General features: G+C 67.7%; 15 protein-coding genes and 1 pseudogene. 5 read left to right on the forward strand and 11 right to left on the reverse strand.

Going from position 1 to position 16,725, the window contains the following annotated elements:
- The 5 genes and pseudogenes from D620_RS16575 to D620_RS0106530 all read left to right on the forward strand — a co-directional run.
- Positions 1–307: pseudogene (locus D620_RS16575) on the forward strand (hypothetical protein); the annotation flags it as partial.
- A 220-nt stretch (positions 308–527) separates the two neighbouring features.
- Positions 528–959: a TIGR01244 family sulfur transferase gene (locus tag D620_RS0106515; protein WP_017664993.1), complete on the forward strand. Its 432-nt coding sequence runs from the start codon at positions 528–530 to the stop codon at positions 957–959.
- Between the two features lie 14 nt (positions 960–973).
- The gene (locus tag D620_RS14835; protein ID WP_017664994.1) at positions 974–1,393 is read left to right on the forward strand and encodes a hypothetical protein; all 420 of its coding nucleotides are present in this window, start codon (positions 974–976) and stop codon (positions 1,391–1,393) included.
- Positions 1,386–2,345 (forward strand): sterol desaturase family protein, encoded by a 960-nt coding sequence (locus D620_RS0106525; RefSeq protein WP_017664995.1) that lies wholly within the window; start codon positions 1,386–1,388, stop codon positions 2,343–2,345. Before D620_RS14835 ends, D620_RS0106525 begins: the two co-directional genes overlap by 8 nt.
- 294 nt (positions 2,346–2,639) lie before the next feature.
- Positions 2,640–4,223 carry a GMC family oxidoreductase gene (locus D620_RS0106530; RefSeq protein WP_017664996.1) on the forward strand — a complete coding sequence of 528 codons (1,584 nt, stop codon included), beginning with the start codon at positions 2,640–2,642 and terminating at the stop codon, positions 4,221–4,223.
- A gap of 373 nt (positions 4,224–4,596) precedes the next feature.
- Here D620_RS0106530 and D620_RS0106535 read toward each other — a convergent pair whose 3' ends face one another.
- The 11 genes from D620_RS0106535 to rplT all read right to left on the reverse strand — a co-directional run bounded on the left by D620_RS0106535 (position 4,597) and on the right by rplT (position 16,692).
- Positions 4,597–6,015 carry an ammonium transporter gene (locus tag D620_RS0106535; protein ID WP_017664997.1) on the reverse strand — a complete coding sequence of 473 codons (1,419 nt, stop codon included), beginning with the start codon at positions 6,013–6,015 and terminating at the stop codon, positions 4,597–4,599.
- Positions 6,016–6,029: 14 nt separating this feature from the next.
- Complete coding sequence (locus D620_RS0106540) at positions 6,030–6,368, reverse strand: P-II family nitrogen regulator (protein ID WP_017664998.1); 339 nt, start codon at positions 6,366–6,368, stop codon at positions 6,030–6,032.
- 182 nt (positions 6,369–6,550) lie between these two features.
- A complete protein-coding gene (locus D620_RS0106545) occupies positions 6,551–7,120 on the reverse strand; it encodes a pyridoxamine 5'-phosphate oxidase family protein (protein ID WP_017664999.1) in 570 nt (189 codons plus the stop codon).
- Between the two features lie 277 nt (positions 7,121–7,397).
- Complete coding sequence (locus D620_RS0106550) at positions 7,398–8,267, reverse strand: alpha/beta fold hydrolase (RefSeq protein ID WP_017665000.1); 870 nt, start codon at positions 8,265–8,267, stop codon at positions 7,398–7,400.
- Between the two features lie 38 nt (positions 8,268–8,305).
- The gene (locus tag D620_RS0106555) at positions 8,306–9,826 is read right to left on the reverse strand and encodes a peptide chain release factor 3 (RefSeq protein WP_017665001.1); all 1,521 of its coding nucleotides are present in this window, start codon (positions 9,824–9,826) and stop codon (positions 8,306–8,308) included.
- Positions 9,823–10,575, reverse strand: coding sequence for an SDR family NAD(P)-dependent oxidoreductase (locus D620_RS0106560; protein WP_017665002.1), 753 nt, complete (start codon positions 10,573–10,575; stop codon positions 9,823–9,825). The genes D620_RS0106555 and D620_RS0106560 overlap by 4 nt, the downstream gene beginning before the upstream one ends.
- Positions 10,572–12,995 carry a phenylalanine--tRNA ligase subunit beta gene (gene pheT / locus D620_RS0106565; RefSeq protein ID WP_017665003.1) on the reverse strand — a complete coding sequence of 808 codons (2,424 nt, stop codon included), beginning with the start codon at positions 12,993–12,995 and terminating at the stop codon, positions 10,572–10,574. Before pheT ends, D620_RS0106560 begins: the two co-directional genes overlap by 4 nt.
- The gene (pheS, locus tag D620_RS0106570) at positions 12,992–14,131 is read right to left on the reverse strand and encodes a phenylalanine--tRNA ligase subunit alpha (RefSeq protein WP_017665004.1); all 1,140 of its coding nucleotides are present in this window, start codon (positions 14,129–14,131) and stop codon (positions 12,992–12,994) included. The genes pheT and pheS overlap by 4 nt, the downstream gene beginning before the upstream one ends.
- Positions 14,132–14,232: 101 nt before the next feature.
- Positions 14,233–15,135, reverse strand: a complete 903-nt coding sequence (locus tag D620_RS0106575; RefSeq protein WP_033376369.1) for a helix-turn-helix domain-containing protein — start codon at positions 15,133–15,135, stop codon at positions 14,233–14,235.
- Between the two features lie 127 nt (positions 15,136–15,262).
- A complete protein-coding gene (locus D620_RS0106580) occupies positions 15,263–16,198 on the reverse strand; it encodes a helix-turn-helix domain-containing protein (protein WP_155800055.1) in 936 nt (311 codons plus the stop codon).
- A gap of 134 nt (positions 16,199–16,332) precedes the next feature.
- A complete protein-coding gene (gene rplT / locus D620_RS0106585) occupies positions 16,333–16,692 on the reverse strand; it encodes a 50S ribosomal protein L20 (protein ID WP_017665007.1) in 360 nt (119 codons plus the stop codon).
- Positions 16,693–16,725: the final 33 nt, after the last annotated feature.

Genomic DNA, 16,725 nt, shown 5'->3' on the forward strand with positions numbered 1-16,725 from the left:
GGCCTCCGCCGCCGAAGCCGCCGCCACCGCCGCCGCGCGGGCCACCGCCGCCGCCGCCGCCGTAGCGATCACCGCCCCCGCCGCCGAACCGGTCGCCGCCGCCGCCGCCGAAGCGGTCACCGCCCCCGAACCGGTCGCCGCCGAAGTCGCGGGGCGGAAAACCGTCATTCCCGCCGCCAAACGGATCGAAGCCATCTTCGCCGAAACCGTCGCGCTTGTCGCGGCCGCGCCGGCGTCCCCTATCGTAACCCATAGATCAAAACGTACCTTGCCACACTGCCCGTCCTCCAAAGCTCCGATGTCGTGAGCAGTGAGCCGCACCGGACACAGTCGCGCCGATCTTGTGGTCCGGCAGCGCACGTGGTTTCAGGTATAGCGTACAAAAGCCTGCTTTGCGAACGAAATAACCGGGACGACCGGTGAGCCCGGCTGCGAGCCCCGCAAGCCATGGCGCGCGGGCGCTTGCGGCGCGCCCCGCCTTTGGGCAAGAGTGGCGCGCAGGGTCACCGCGACAACAGGACGACAGCATGAGCGATTTTCGCCGCCTCAACGAAAATGTGTTGGTGAGCCCGCAGCTTGCGCTGGAGGATATCGCCGCTGCCGCCGCGCTTGGCGTCTCCACCATCGTCAACAACCGCCCCGACGGCGAGGAGCCCTCGGCGCCGCAGGGTGACGCGATCGCGGCGGCGGCGGCGGCGGCGGGGCTCAACTATGTCGCCATTCCCGTCGGCCATTCGGGCTTCAGCGAGCCGCAGGTCGATGCGATGATCGCCGCGCTGGAACAGGCCGAGGGGCCGATTCTCGCCTATTGCCGCTCGGGCACGCGCTCCACGCTGCTGTGGGCGCTCGCCAGCGCCAGGCAGGGCGACGATCCCGACACCATCGCTCGCACCGCTGCGCAGGCGGGCTATGACGTGGGCCCGATTCGCAGCCTGATCGACATGCTCGCGGCGCGCTGAGGCGCTGCCGTTTCGTGGCCCTGCTGACCCAGACCGCCGGCTCGCTCGTCGCCATCCTCGCGCTGGCGGGGCTGGCGTGGTGGCTGAAATTGGGCGGGACGCCGCGGCTCGACAGTGCAGCGACGGTCGCGCGCGCGGCGGGCGAGGTCGAGGACGGGTTCGCGCCGGTAACGTCCGCCTGCGACGCTGCGGGCGCGGCCGCGCTCGCCCGCGATGCGCAGGGGCGGATCATGGTCATCAAGCGCCACGGCAACCGCTTTGCCGGCCGCGTGCTCGGCCCGGGTGCTGCGGCGCGGATCTGGCGTGACCCCGGCGATATCGCGCTCGAGGTCGATCCGGGCGAGCCGCGCTTCGGCAAGGTTGTCCTCACCCTCCCCGACGCCGAGGCTTGGGCCGCGGCGATCAATCGGGTAAACGGGGCGCGCGATGCCTGACTTCAACCCCACCCAATATGCCGTGCCGCTGTTCGTGGCGGCGGTGCTCGCCGAGATGATCTGGGCCCGGTTCCGCGCGCCCGCAGCCTACGAGCCCAGGGACACCCTCGTCAGCCTGATGTTCGGCCTCGGCTCGACCGTGGCGGGCGCATTGCTCGGCGGATTTGCGCTCACCCTCTTCATCGAGACCTACGAATACCGCATCTTCGATTTCGGCCCCGAGTGGTGGACGGTGTGGTGGGCCTGGCCGGTCTGCTTCGTGCTCGACGATCTCAAGTATTACTGGGTCCACCGCGCCGGGCATCGCATCCGCTGGATGTGGGCGAGCCACGTGAACCACCACTCCTCGCAGCACTACAACCTCTCCACCGCTCTCAGGCAGACATGGACGGGGATGTTCACCTTCGGCTTTCTCTTCGCGGTGCCGCTGGTGCTTCTGGGCTTCCATCCGGCGATGATCGCGATCTGCGGCGGGTTCAACCTCATCTACCAGTTCTGGATCCACACCGAGGCGATTGGCCGCATGCCCGCGTGGTTCGAGGCGGTGATGAACACCCCCTCGCACCACCGCGTCCACCACGCGACCAACCCGCGCTATCTCGACACCAATTATGCGGGCGTGTTCATCGTCTGGGACAGGCTGTTCGGCACCTTCACCCCCGAGGTCGATGACGAGACAATCCGCTACGGGATCGTCAGGCAATTGGGCAGCTTCAACCTCCTGTGGTCGGTGTTCCACGAATGGATCGGGATGCTGACCGATATCTGGCGCAGCCCCTGGCAGCACAAGCTGGGCTACCTGCTGCGCGAACCCGGCTGGAGCCATGACGGCAGCCGCGAGACCTCCGGCATGATCCGCGCGAAGTGGCAGGCCCGGGTCGGCACTGTTGGCCTGCAAGCAACATCAGTGGCGGAACGAAACCCGATTGCGGGCGGCACGGAAGCTGCCTAAACCTCTCCTAACGAGCACGTCCCGGCCACTCTGTGTCACCGTGACGGAGCGGAATCCGGCGCAGTGCAAGGCGCGAGGAGGGAGCGATGCTGATGCATCGTGACCGACGAGCAACGCCGCAATGCGCCGGATTCCGCCCGCCGCGAAGCGGTTGCGTCAGGGAGCCCGCTGGACGGCGTTCCGGCGATTGCAGGGGCAACCAGCCCCTGCTGCACGCCGCGCCTTGCCAGCGGGCTCCCTGACGCAATCACGGTAACACGGAGTGGCCGGGACGTGCTCTGAAAGGGAGAGATCATGGAAAGTTTCGACTACATCGTCATCGGCGGTGGCAGCGCGGGCAGCGCGGTTGCCGGGCGGCTCGCGGTGGACGGCACGCGCCGGGTGTGCCTCATCGAAGCGGGCGGGCGCAACGACAACATTCTGGTGAAGACGCCGGGCTTCATGCCCTTCCTGCTCAAGAACGCGAACTATCGCTACGAGACCGTGCCGCAGAAGGGCTTGGGTGGCCGCACCGGATACCAGCCGCGCGGGCGGGGCCTGGGCGGCTCCTCGGCGATCAATGCGATGGTCTATATCCGCGGCAACCGCTGGGATTACGACAACTGGGCGGCCGAGGGCGCGACCGGCTGGGGCTATGACGATGTGCTCCCCTATTTCAAGCGCGCCGAGGCGAACGAGCGCGGGGGAGATGACTTCCACGGCGCGGGCGGGCCCCTGTTTGTCGAGGACCAGAAATACGCCAACCCGGCGAGCCACGCCTTTGTCGAGGCGGCCGCCGCGCTCCAGCTGCGCACCAATGCCGATTTCAACGGCGCGCGGCAGGAGGGCTTCGGGCTCTACCAGGTCACCCAGCACAAGGGCGAACGCTGGTCGGCGGCGCGGGCCTATGTGGAGCCGATCCGGCAGCAGGGCAATTTCGCGGTGCGCACCGACACGCTGGTCGAAAAGCTGGTGATCGAGGCCGGGCGCGTCATCGGCGTCCGGGTCCGGCGCGGCGGCAAGTCCGAGACGCTGCTCGCGAAGGCCGGCGTGGTGCTGAGCGCAGGCGCGTTCAATTCCCCCCAGATCCTGATGCTGTCCGGCATCGGCCCGGCGGAGCATCTCAAGACGCACGGGATCGACGTGGTGCTTGACCGCGCAGGCGTGGGCGGCAACCTTCAGGACCATATCGACTATGTCTCGGGCTGGGAGACGCAAAGCGACGTGCCGCTCGGCCAGACGCTCAAGGGCACGCTCAAGATGGCGGCCGCGATCGTCGAGCACCGCCGCAAGCGGACCGGCACGATGACCACGCCCTATGCGGAAGCGGGCGGGTTCTGGACCGTGATGCCCGAGAGCCCGGCCCCCGACGTGCAATGGCATTTCGTCCCCGCGGTGCTCGAGGATCACGGGCGCGAGAAGGTCAAGGCGCACGGCTTCTCGCTCCACGCCTGCGTGCTGCGGCCCGAGAGCCGGGGGACGGTGCGGCTGGGGAGCGCGGATGCGGCCGCCGCGCCGGTGATCGATCCCAACTTCCTCGATGACGAGCGCGACATGGCGGTTCTGCGCGCCGGCGTGCGCCTGTCGCACCGCATCGCCGAGGCGCCGCCGCTGCAGGCCTTCGGCCCCAGGGACCGCCACCCCATCGACATGGACGACGACGCCGCGCTCGATGCGCTGATCCGCGCGCGGGCGGACACGGTCTACCACCCGGTCGGCACCTGCCGCATGGGGAGCGACGCGGACGCCGTGGTCGATCCGAGTCTCAGGCTCAACGGGCTCGAGGGCCTGTGGGTGGCGGACGCGAGCGTGATGCCCAAGCTCGTCAGCGGCAACACCAACGCGCCCAGCATCATGATCGGCGAGCGGTGTGCCGATTTCGTGATGGCGAGTGAATAGTTTACGCCCTCAAGCGCCGGGCGCGGCCCGTCCGGGCCGCTTGGCTTTCGCGCCATAAGGCGCGGCGGCCGTTCGGCCTTGCGGTCGCTTCGCGCCCGAACCAGAACCCGCCCGATCAGACTGCGCTGATCCGGCCCGCCATCGGACGGGCCGCAAGCGCGACCGCGCGACCGCAGGCGCCCGGCGCGTAGCGGAGGAACAGCGCCGAGGACGAACGCCCGGAGGGGCGAGCGAAAGACAAAAAAGGGCCGGAGACGCATTACGCGGCTCCGGCCTTATTCAGTCTGTTCGTTCGCAGGAGGAACGTGGTGAGGCGGGGGGAGGGGAGAGGGAGAGAGAGGCCTCCCCCCGCCAAGCTGGGTGGGTGAGGGGCTTAGTTGTAAGCCCGCTCCCCGTGTTCGGAGATGTCGAGGCCGTTGGTCTCGGCTTCGGCGTCGGGGCGCAGCCCGATGGTGTACTTGAGCGCGAGGAACAGCGCCGCCGAGACGATCCCGGTCCATGCGACGGTCACGCCGACCGCGTAGATCTGGGTGGTCACCTGGCCGACGAGGTCGAACGCGCCAGCGACGGCCACCGGCGCGGTGTAGTCGATCCAGCCCTGCCCGCCGAGCGCCGGGTCGGCGACGATGCCGGTCCCGATCGCGCCGATGATCCCGCCGACCGCATGGATGCCGAAGACATCAAGGCTGTCGTCGTAGTTGAGCTTGTTCTTCACCGTGGTGACGAAGACATAGCAGATCACCGAGGCGACAGCGCCGAGGATGATCGCCGTGCCGGGGTGGGCAAAGCCCGCCGCCGGGGTGATCGCCACAAGGCCGGCCACCACACCCGAGACCGCGCCGAGCAGCGAAGCCTTCTTGTGGGTGATCTGTTCGATGATCGCCCAGGCCGCACCGGCTGCCGCAGTGGCGACGAAGGTGTTGACGAAGGCGAGCGCGGCGAAGGCGTTGGATTCGAGCGCCGAGCCGGCGTTGAACCCGAACCAGCCGATCCACAGCAGGCTGGCGCCGATCATGGTCATCACCAGGCTGTGCGGGGGCATGGGCTCCTTCTTGTAGCCGATGCGCGGGCCGATCACGAGGCAGCCGACGAGCCCGGCGATCCCTGCATTGATGTGCACCACGGTGCCGCCGGCGAAGTCGAGCGCGCCCCAGCCCCACAGCAGGCCGTAATCGGTCGGCGCGGCGTGGAGGAAGTCGGGGCCGGCCCAGTACCACACCATGTGCGCGATCGGGAAATAGGCGAGCGTCATCCACGCGACCACGAAGATGATCAGCGGGGTGAACTTCACGCGTTCCGCAAAAGCGCCGACGATCAGTGCCGGCGTGATGCAGGCGAAGGTCATCTGGAACATCACGAAGACCAGCTCGGGGAGATAAACCCCGTTCGAGAAGGTCGCGGCAAGGCTGGTGACGGTCACCCCCTTGAGGAACGCCTTGTCGAGCCCGCCGACAAACGCCGGGAAGGGGGTGCCGGTGGAGGTGAAGGCCATCGAGTAGCCCCAGCCGAACCACACCAGCGCGGCAACGCAGACGATGGTGAGGACCTGCATCAGCACGCTCAGCATGTTCTTGGCGCGCACCAGGCCGCCATAGAACAGCGCGAGCGCGGGAACGCTCATCATCAGGACCAGCGCGGTCGAGACCATCATCCAGGCGACATCGCCCTTGTTGACCATGTCGGCAGTGGGCACGAACGGCGTCGGCGCCGCCGCGGGCGCGGCCATGGCCGGCGCGGCGAGCAGCGCCGCCCCGGTCGCCACGACCGCAAGATTGGAGAGAATGCGCTTCATTGCTTTGGGTCCCCTTACAGCGCGGTTTCGCCGGACTCGCCGGTGCGGATGCGGGTGGCGGACGACAGATCCAGTACGAAGATCTTGCCGTCGCCGATCGCGCCCGTGTTGGCGGTCTGCTGGATGGTTTCGACCACTTGCGCTGCGATCTCGTCGCTGGCAGCGATCTCGAGCTTCACCTTGGGAAGCATGTTGGTGGAATATTCGGCGCCGCGGTAGATTTCGGTCTGACCCTTCTGGCGGCCGAAGCCCTTGACCTCGGTCACGGTCATTCCCGCGATGCCGATGCCGCTCAAAGCCTCGCGCACGGTGTCGAGCTTGAACGGTTTGATGATGGCGATGATGAACTTCATCTGTGGCCCCTGTTGCACCGGATTTTTTCCGGCCGCCGGACACACAGCAACAAGCGTGCCAAGATTGTGTAACGCAGGTGACGCAAAGGAATCCGCGCGTTTTTACGCAAGCGCGGGATAATACCCGCCTAATTTACGGGCACGTGATTAACACTTAGGCAATTTTTGCGGCCAGCCGTGCGTCACTCACCCGCGATATAGCGGTCGGTCGCGCGGGTCGGCAGGCCGTCGATACTGCGGGTCCGCTTGGCCATCTTGGCCTCCCACTCGGCGGGATCGGACTGGCGGTGGGCCTTCTTGAGCGTATCGCGCTCGCCCTCCAGCGCCATGAAGGGCACGCCCCAGCCGCAGGAGGACTGCACGCTCTCGACCGCAATGTCGAAGAACTGGCGCGTGCCGGGCATCAGCGTGAAGTGCGCCGCGAGCGCGCTCCAATCGGGGTCCTGCGGCAGCACCGGCCGCCCCCGCCCGTAGATGCGCAGGATCAGCGCGGGCTGCTGGAAGTTGCAGAACATCACCGTGATCCGGCCCGCATCGGTTTGGGCCGCAGCAAGGTGCGCGTGGGTCTCGTTGCCCGATCCGCCAAGGTCGAGCCAGGCGACCCGGGTGGGCGAGAGCACGCGGAAGGCGTCATAGCCCTTGGGGCTGAGGTTGATCCGCCCCTCCCCCGCCGCGCTCGCCACGAAGAACACCGGCTGTGCGGCGATCATGGCGATGTGCTTTTCGGTGAGCGCCTCGGTGAAATCGGCCATGCGCGAACCCTCCTTTTGCACGCGTTCTAGCCCGCAACGGCAGGCTTTCCTACAGCGATGCTGCCGGGGTAGATTGCGCGCGGCTCTTTCGCATTGTCTGCCCCCCGGTCGCAGCCCGGGTCATGCGCCCGATCCCGGCACGAACATGCGCGAATCTGTGTGAACTTCGCTTTTGCCCCGCAACTGCCTGAAACGCTTTAGGAAATCCTGTAGGATTGCGCGTTTTGCAATGTGAACTTCGTGAACTTCGCAAGATTGTTGCGCGCCGCCCCGGCTCCTAGAGGAAATCGCGCAGGGTCTTGATAAAGCGGTCGAACTGGTCGTGGTGAAGCCAGTGCCCGGCCTTCTCGAACTCGATCACGCTGGCGGTTTTGAAGTGGGCGATGCGCCCGTCCTTCTCCGGGTTCGAGGCCCACGAATCCGCCCCGTAGAGCAACAGCGCCGGGCACCGGATCGCGCTCCACAGCTGTTCGATGAATTCATCGCCGATATCCTCGACCGGCCAGACATTGAGGTGCGGATCGAACTTCCAGCTATAGGTGCCGTCCTCGTTGCGGTTGACCCCGTGGACGGTGAGGTGGCGCGCCTGTTCCTTGGTGAGGTAGGCGTTCTCCTCGATCATGCGGGCGAAGGCCGCCTCGATGCTCTCGTATTTGCGCGGCGTGCGCCCGGCCGCCTTGCGCTTTTTCTCGATCCATTCGGCAAGGCGTTCAGGGTAAGGTGTCTCGCGCTGTTTCTCGCGCCATTCGGGCGAGGGGCCGAGACCCTCGATCGCGACGAGCTTCGTGACCATGTCGGGAAAGGCCCCGGCATAGCGCAGCGCGACATTCCCGCCCATCGAATGCGCCACCATCCTGACCGGGCCGACGCCAAGCTGGTGGATCAGCTGGGCAAGGTCATAGACCATGTCGGCGGCCGAATAGACCCCGTCCGAGACCCAGTCCGAATCGCCATGCCCGCGGTGGTCCATGGCGATGACATGGTAGTCCGCGCTCAGCGCCTCCGCCGTCCAGTCCCAGCTGCGCGCGTGATCGCGCCCCCCGTGGACCAGCACCAGCGGCGGCTTCCCCCGCCCGCCCCAGTCGAGGTAATTGAGCTTGAGGCGCTGCGAGATGAAGCTCTGCGAGGTCGGGCCGGTCGTATCCATGGCCCCCGCCATGCCGCGAAGCCCGCGCCCCCGCAAGCCTAGCGTTCCTTCGTCGCCGAGAAGGTCAGCTCCGGGTTCTTTTCGACCTGGTAGGTCACGTCCCACGGGCTCTTGGCCATGAACACCATGTCCCCGTCGCGGTCCTTGGCGAGGTTGGCGCGGTTGAAGCCGGCGAAGTCGTACAGCGCCTTGGCGTCCCCCTTGATCCAGCGCGCGGTGGCGAAGGGCGAGGGTTCGAGCACGGCTTCGACCTTGTATTCGGCCTCGAGCCGGCTGATCAGCACCTCGAGCTGCAACTGGCCGACCACCCCGACGATGTGGGCCGAGCCGATCTCGGGATAGAAGACCTGGATCACGCCTTCCTCCGAGAGGTCGTCGAGCGCCTTCCTCAGCTGCTTGGTCTTGGTCGGATCGCGCAGCTGCACGCGGCGCAGGATTTCGGGGGCGAAGTTGGGAAGGCCGGTGAAGCGCACCTGGTTGCGTTCGGACAGGGTATCGCCCACCCGCAAGGTGCCGTGGTTGGGAATGCCGATGATGTCGCCGGCCTCGGCTGTGTCGGCGAGCTCGCGGTCCTGCGCGAAGAACAGGATCGGGGAATGCACCGCGATCGGCTTGCCGAGGCCCGACGGGGTGAGCTTCATGCCGCGTTTGAAGGTGCCCGAGACCTGCCGCATGAAGGCGATGCGGTCGCGGTGGTTGGGGTCCATGTTGGCCTGGACCTTGAAGATGAAGCCGGTGACCTCGTCGCGGGTCGGGGGGATCTGCTCCTCGCCTGCGGGCTGGGGGCGCGGCGGCGGGGCGTGGCGGGCGATGGCGTCGATCAGTTCGGTGACGCCGAAGTTCTTCAGTGCCGAGCCGAAATACACGGGCGTGAGGTCGCCGTGGCGGAAGGCTTCGAGGTCGAATTCGGGGTAGCCGCCGCGCGCCAGCTCGATCTCGTCGAGGAAGCGCTGGGGGATGGCAGCGGTATCGCGGGTGCCGAGGAATTCGCGGCTCGGCCCTTCGGGGCGGGCGACGGTTTCGGTGGCGAAATCGAGCAGCCCCTCGAACTCGCCGCCCATGCCGATGGGCCACATCTGGGGCGAGACGTCGAGCGCCAGCATGTCGGCGACCTCGTCCAGCGTCTCGAAGGGATCGCGGCCCTCGCGGTCGACCTTGTTGACGAAGGTGAGGATCGGGACGGAGCGCAGGCGGCACACCTCGAAGAGTTTTCGCGTTTGCGGCTCGATGCCTTTCGCCGCGTCGATCACCATCACTGCGCTGTCGACCGCGGTGAGCGTGCGGTAGGTGTCCTCCGAGAAGTCCTCGTGGCCCGGGGTGTCGAGCAGGTTGAAGACGATGCCGTCCTTCTGGAAGGTCATCACCGAGGAGGTCACCGAGATCCCGCGCTGCTGCTCGATCTTCATCCAGTCCGACCGCGCCCGCCGGGCAGCACCGCGCGCCTTGACCTCGCCGGCCAAGTGGATCGCCCCGCCTTGCAGCAGCAGCTTTTCGGTGAGCGTGGTTTTCCCTGCGTCAGGGTGCGAGATGATCGCGAAGGTGCGGCGGTTGGAGGTCACTGGCTGTCGCGCGCGACGCGGAAGCCCGCGAAGTCCTGGTTGACCGGCATCAGCTCGATCCGGTTGATGTTGAGGTGCGGCGGCAGGCTGGCGATCCAGCCGATGGTGCCGGCGATGTCCTCAGCCGTCATCGGGTTGACGCCGCGATAGAGATCGTCCGAGGCCTGCTGGCTGCCGGTGCGCACCACGGTGAATTCGGTCTCGACCATCCCCGGCTCGATGCTGGTGACGCGCACCCCGGTGCCGTGGAGATCGGCGCGCAGGGCGAGCGTGAAGTGGTTCACGAAGGCCTTGGACCCGGCATAGACATTGCCGCCCGGATAGACGTAGTTTCCCGCGACCGAGCCGATGGCGATGATCGCGCCCTTCCTCTCGATCAGCTGCGGCAACAGCTTGCGGGTCAGCACCGCAAACGCGGTGACGTTGGTGTCGATCATCGTGTGCCAATCGTCGAGACTGGCATTCTGCGCCGGGCTAAGGCCTTGGGCGAGACCGGCGTTGTTCACCAGCAGGTCGATCTCGCGGAAGCCTTCGGGGAGGCCCGCCAGCGCGGCATCGAGCGCTTCCGTGTCGCGCACGTCGAAGCAGGCGGTGTGGACTGTGTCCGCGCCCAGTTCGGTGACCAGCGCGTCAAGCCGCTCCTGCCGCCGCCCGGTGGCGACGCAGCGCCAGCCGTCGGCGACCAGGCGGCGCACGGTGGCCAGGCCGATGCCGGCGGTCGCGCCGGTGACGAAAGCGGTCTTGCTCATCCGCGCAGCTCCCCGCCCAGCTTGGCCGCGGCGGCGACGACCTTCTCGGCAATCGCCTTGAGGTCGGCATCCTTGAAGCTCGCCTCGCCCGGCTGGAGCGTGACTTCGACGGCGATGGACTTGTGGCCCTCGGGCACGCCTTGGCCTGCGAACACGTCGAACACCCGCACGCCGGTGATGAAGGCCTTGTCCGCGCCCTGCACGGCGCGCACGAGATCGCCCGCCGCCAGCGTCGCGGGCACGAGGAAGGCGAAATCGCGGGTCACGGCTTGCAGCGCGGGCGGGGTGAAGCCCGGGCGCGCGAAGGCCGCGCCCTGAGTCAGGTTTTTCCGGGCCGGGATCGCGTCGAGGAACAGCTCCACCGCCGCGATGGGCCCATCCGCATCGAAGGCTTTCAGGGTCGAGGGATGCACCATCCCGAAGCGCGCCAGCACCACCTTGGGGCCGAGCCTGAGGGTCGCGGACTGACCGGGGTGGAACTGCGCCCCCGCCCCAAACGCTTCTGGGCCCATCACCATCAGGTTGGCGACCGGAGCCCCCGCCGCTTCAAGCAGCTGGAGCGCGAGCGCCTTGGCGTCATAGGCGTCGAAGGGCCTGGCCTTGCCGCTCTGCCAGCCGCGCTGCGTTTTCTCGCCCGCGAGCACGATGCCGAGGGTGGGCTTTTCGTCGGAGAGACCGTTGGCGCCCCGGAAGTAGCGCCGTCCGATCTCGAACAGGCGTGAGGATGCCGCGCCGCGGTCGGCATTGCGCTTGGCGGCCATCAGCAGGCCGGGGAGCAGCGAGGGGCGCATCGCCTTCATGTCCTCGCTGATCGGGTTGGCGAGGGTCCAGAGGGGTTGATCCGAACCGAAGTGCTCCGCCGCCCAGGCGGGCAGGAAGGACCAGGTCACCGCCTCGTTCAGCCCGCTCGCAGCGGCGGCACGGCGCAGGCCCCGTTCGAGCTTTTGCTGCGGGGTGGCGGTCGGGCGGGCGACGCCTTCCGCGCGGGGAAGCGCGACGCTCGCCACCTTGTCGAGGCCGTGGATGCGCACGACTTCCTCGACGAGATCGGCCGGACCTTCGATGTCGTGGCGGCGCAGCGGGCAGGTGACCTGCCAGCCCCCATCTTCTTTGGCGCCGATGCTGAAGCCGAGGCTTTCGAGGATGCGCTGCTGTTCGGCCTCGGGCACCTCCACCCCGCCGAGACGGGTGGTGAGCGAGGGATCGAAGGCGACGACCTTCGCTTGCGCCGGCGGCGAACCGGCACGGACGATGTCGCTCGGCGTGCCGCCTGCCAGCTCCACGATCAGCCCGGTGAGCAGATCGAGGCCTTGATCGAGAAACGCGGGGTCCACCCCCCGCTCGAACCGGGTGCGCGCGTCGGAGGACAGCCCCAGCCTGCGGCCCGTTGCGCCGATGCGGGCGGGATCGAAGTAAGCGATTTCGAGCAGGACGTCGGTGGTGTCATCCTGCACCCCCGAATGCTCGCCGCCCATGATCCCGGCAATGTCGTGCACGCCCGCATCATCCGCGATCACGACCATTTCGCTGTCGAGGGTGTAGGTCTTCTCGTTGAGCGCCAGCACCTCCTCGCCGTCCTTTGCGCGCCGCGCCACCACCGCGCCCGAGAGCTTGGCGAGGTCATAGGCGTGGGCCGGACGCCCGAAGCCCAGCATCAGGTAATTGGTGAGGTCGACCAGCAGCGAGATCGGGCGCTGGCCTGCGCTCTTCAGCCGCGTCTGGAGCCAGTCGGGCGAGGGGCCGTTGGTCACACCCGTCACCACGCGGCCATAGAAGGCCGGGCAGCCTTGGGGGTCGTCGGTGCGGATTTCGACCGGGCACGCGCCGCGCGCGTTGAAGGCGGGCATGGGAACCGGCTTCAGCGTCCCCAGCCCCTTGGCCGCCAGATCGCGGGCGATGCCATGGACACCCATGCAATCCGGGCGGTTGGGGGTCACGGCGACTTCGATCACCGGATCGCTGCCGTGATAGGCGGCGAAATCGGTGCCGACCGGCGCATCGTCGGGCAGTTCGATGATCCCGTCGTGATCCTCGCCCAGCTCCAGCTCGCGGGTCGAGCACATCATGCCGTTCGATTCGACGCCGCGGATCGCGCTCTTCCTCAGCACCATGCCGTTGGCGGGGACGGTAGCGCCCGGCAGGCCCAGCACGCCCTTCATCCCGGCGCGCGCATTGGGCGCGCCGCACACGACTTGCAGCGGGTTGCCGTCTCCGGTGTCGACGGTGAGCACCTGAAGCTTGTCGGCATCGGGGTGGCGCACGGCGGTCAGCACGTGGGCGATGCGGAAACCGGCGAGCCTCGTAGCCGGGTCCTCCACGCCTTCCACTTCAAGCCCGATGGCATTGAGCGCGTCGCAGATTTCCGCCACCGAAGCGGTGGTCTCGAGGTAATCCTTGAGCCAGGTCAGCGAGAACTTCATGCGCGTGCTCCCACGCCGGCAGACAGGGTGGGCTGGTCGAAGGGCGAGAAGCCGTAATGCGCCAGCCAGCGCGGATCGCCGTCGAAGAAGGCGCGCAGATCGTTCATCCCGTATTTGAGCATCGCGATGCGGTCGATCCCGAGGCCGAAGGCGAAGCCCTGCCACTCCTTCGGATCAAGCCCGGCGAATTCGAGCACGCGGGCGTTGACCATGCCGCTGCCGCCCAGTTCCATCCACGCATGGCCCGGCGCATCGCCATGCCCGCCAACGACGCGGCGGCCCCCTTCGTTGGAGTATCCCACGTCCACTTCAACGCTCGGCTCGGTGAAGGGGAAATAGGAGGGGCGCAGGCGCAAGGTGATATCCTCGCGCTCGAAGAAGGCCTTGAAGAAGGTTTCCAGCGTCCACTTGAGGTGGCCAAGGTGGATGCCCTTGTCGATGACGAGCCCTTCGACCTGATGGAACATCGGGGTATGCGTCGCGTCGCTGTCCGAGCGGTAGACGCGGCCCGGCGCGATGATGCGGATCGGCGCGCCCTGATCCAGCATCGCGCGGATCTGGACGGGCGAGGTGTGGGTGCGCAGCAGCACTTCACGGCCCTCGGGAGTCTTTTGTTGGCCTACCGCTTCGCTACTTGAGGCCAAAGTCTTGTCCGGAAAATAGAAGGTGTCGTGCATCGCCCGCGCGGGATGCGTCTCGTCCATGTTGAGCGCGGTGAAGTTGTGCCAGTCGTCCTCGATCTCGGGGCCCGTGGCGACCGCGAAGCCGAGGTCGGCGAAGATTTCGGCGAGTTCGTCCATCACCTGGCTGACAGGGTGCACCGAACCCCGGGGCGCGGCCGCAGCCGGGAGCGTCAGGTCCACCGTCTCGCGCGCCAGCTGTTCTTCGAGCGCAGCGGCTTCCAATGCGGCCTTCTTCGCGTCGAGCGCATCGGCGATCGCCGCGCGGGCCGACTGGATCGCGGGGGCGGCCTGTGTGCGTTCTTCGGGGGTCATGCCGCCCAGGGTCTTGAGCGCAAGGCTCACCCAGCCCTTCTTGCCGAGGGTTTCGAGCCGCTCGGCCTCGAGCGCATCGAGGCTGGTCGCCGCGGCGATCGCGGCCAGCGCGGCCTCGGTTCGGGAAGTGATGTCGGTCATGGATTGCAGGTGCTCTGAGCCGTGATTTCGCCGAGGCCCGCTAGCGGCAAATCGCCGGAAATGCAAAGGACCTTGGCACTCGGGGAGCGGTGCCCGGCCGTTCAGGATGCCCCGGCCGGCGTGGGCGCGTGGAGCCCCTGCACCGCCGCGCCTGCCACCGCCAGCCGCGCCCGCGCCGCCGCCGCCAGCAGGGGCTTCTCCGCGCGCGCATATTCGGACGGGCTCATTCCCATGAAGCGCCGGAAATCGCGCACGAAATGCGACTGGTCGTGATAGCTGCAATCGAGCGTGCCGAGCCACTTGCGCGAGGGATCGATCATGAACCGCGCAAGGCTTCTCAGGAACCGCTGGCGGCGCAGCAGCAGCTTGGGCGGAAAGCCGAAAGCGCGCCGCGAGAGGCGCTCGAGACTGCGCACCGTCATCCCCACCCGCGCGGCGATATCGGCCACCGTCAGCGTATCGGGATCGATGAGCGCTGCATGGATGGCGATGATCGCGGCCTCGGAAGGGTGCCGGGGCCCGTCGAACAGCCGCGCCATGTGCGCCTCGATCTGCGCGAGTTCTGCGGCATGATTGCCGCGGCTCTTCGCCAGCGCGGCGGCAAGCGGGGCGAGGGGAGCGAACACCGGATCGGCGGCGCCATCGACGAAGCGGTCGGCATAGTCGCTCGCACCGGCAGCAAAGAGCCGTGCCCAGCCCAGCGGGAGCAGCCCGACCCCCCAGCTGTGCCCCGAGCCGACCCGGAACCGCACCGCACGGCTGGTCGGTCCGGTGACGGTGAAGACGGGGCACGCCGCCAGCGGCCCCGGGCCGATCACCGACTGCGCATCGACCGCGCCCAGAAACCGGATATTGGCCCATTCGGGGTGGAGCCAGTCCTCCAGCCACACCCTGCCGACCGAGCACACCACATCGGTGCGGTAATAGGTCGTCACGTAACGTCGCAGCGGCTCTGCCGGCAGGGCAAAGCGCAATTGTACCGAATCCCCTGCCAGCGCGTGCATCAGATTTTGTCCCCCGCCGCGCCCTGCCCCGGGAGCGCGTGCTGCATGCGACCGCATTGTGACCGTCTGCCGGTCATCGCGGGGGGCCGATAGCATGATCCAGACAGCAGGGGTAGCGGTGCTTGTGTCAGGTGCGAGGGCTGGGCGGCGCCGGCGGATCGAGGGTCTGCGCCGCGCTGCCCCACACTCTGGCCCGGGCTTCCATGAACGAAGTCAGGATCGGGTGATCGAGCGCGGCATATTCGCTCGGGTTCATCGCCATGAAATCGCGGAACTCGCGGGTGAACTGCGCCTGGTCGTGGTAATGCGCGTCCATCGCCTCGGTCCACGGCCGCCCGCCGCGCTGGAGCATGAAGGTCGCAAGGCTGCGCATGAACCGCTGGCGGCGCATCAGGAGCTTGGGCGAGAAGCCGAAATAGCGGGTGCAGACCCGTTCGAGGGTGCGGATGCTCATCGCGCAGGCGCTGGCCAGCTCGTGGACCGAGGCGTGATCGCCGTTGACCAGCGCGGCGTGGACCCGGGCAATGCGCGGCTCGTCGCGGCTCGGGCGCATCGCGCGTGCGAGCCCCTCGACAAGCGCTGCATATTGCTCCTCGATGCTCGCTTCGGGGTCGCACAGCACCTCGGTGAGCGGGGCGAAATGGGCAAAGGCGGGGTGCGCGGCGCCATCGCAGATGAGGTTGGTGACCGTGCTCGCATCGGCATCGAAGAACCGCGCCCAGCCGAGAGGCAGGAACCCGACCCCCCACATCCGCACCTTGCCGAGCGAGAAGCGGCACGCGCGCGAGCTGGGGCCGGTGGCGACGAACGGCGCCCCGCTCAGCGTCAGCCCGGCCATCTCGGCTTCGGGCAGGCCCCCGCAGAAGAAGCGGATGTTGCCCCATTCGGGCTGGAGATAGTCGGTGACCCGGCCCCCGCCCTCGGGCAGGTCGAGCGTGAGGTGGTAGAGCGAGGTGAAGCACCCGGCGAATTCCGGCGGCGGTTCGCGGAATTCGGCCGACAGCCGTTCGGGCGGCAACGGCGAAGGTCGCCGGGCGGCGCGCGTGTAATTTCCATCCCCCATGTGCGCTATAAAGCGCAAATGGCGCAGTTCTACAAGGCTTGTGGCGGATTTCTACAAACCGGACGCGAACAGGGGCAGGCTCCCGTGCGGGAACCTGCCCCTACATTTCGTGCCGGGCCGAGGCCCTGCGCGGCTTACGCCGGGAGCGCCGCCTTGGCTTGGGCGATCACGGCCTTGAAGGCGCCGCCTTCGTTCATGGCGAGATCGGCCATCGCCTTGCGGTCGAGTTCGATGCCAGCCAGCTTGATGCCGTGCATGAACTGCGAATAGGTCAGGCCTTCCATGCGCACGGCAGCGTTGATGCGCTGGATCCACAGGGCGCGGAAGGTGCGCTTCTTCACCTTGCGGTCGCGGTAGGCGTACTGCCCGGCCTTCTCGACCGCCTGCCGGGCGATGCGGATGGTGTTCTTGCGGCGACCGCGATAGCCCTTGGCCTGGTCCAGAATCCGCTTGTGCTTGGCGCGGGTGGTAACACCCCTTTTGACGCGTGACATATCAGTATATCCTTGTTTCTACGTGCGTAAGGG

This window comes from Porphyrobacter sp. AAP82, assembly GCF_000331285.1.
In the GTDB taxonomy this organism is placed as follows: domain Bacteria; phylum Pseudomonadota; class Alphaproteobacteria; order Sphingomonadales; family Sphingomonadaceae; genus Erythrobacter.